General features: G+C 64.2%; 1 protein-coding gene. It reads left to right on the forward strand.

The genetic code is table 11. The features are described 5' to 3' along the window. The first annotated feature begins 79 nt into the window (after window positions 1–79). The gene (locus PZH32_RS11405) at window positions 80–406 is read left to right on the forward strand and encodes a helix-turn-helix domain-containing protein (RefSeq protein ID WP_275208374.1); all 327 of its coding nucleotides are present in this window, start codon (window positions 80–82) and stop codon (window positions 404–406) included. Window positions 407–439: the final 33 nt, after the last annotated feature.

The raw sequence follows: 439 nt of genomic DNA on the forward strand, positions 1-439 counted from the left end.
GTTGCCTTTGCAGAAAGGCGGCGGACGGGCGGGAAGGCCACGTTCCAGGATCCGCGAGCCGCGAACGAAGGAGCCTCACATGCTAAAAGACGAGATCAAGCGGCTGCGCCAGGAGCGCGGCATGAGCCAGGGCGAGCTGGCCGAGCAAGTGCACGTGGTGCGCCAGACCGTCTCGAAGTGGGAGCGCGGCACCTCGGTTCCCGACGCCGATAACCTGCGAGCCTTGGCCGAGGCGCTGGAGGTAACTCCCAACGAGCTGCTGGGCAAGAGTCCCGACGCTGATCCGACCCCCGATCCCCAGGAGCTCGCGCTGCGTGCCAGCTTGCTGGAGGCGCGGGCCGCCCAGAACGATCATCTCCGGTGTTTGCCTTCACCAGCCCGGAGCCATACAGTCCAAAGGAGGTGAGCTGATGAAGGCTTATGAACTGCTGTTTATTGT

Origin of the sequence: Adlercreutzia equolifaciens, assembly GCF_029076695.1 — a bacterium.
GTDB lineage: Bacteria > Actinomycetota > Coriobacteriia > Coriobacteriales > Eggerthellaceae > Adlercreutzia > Adlercreutzia equolifaciens_A.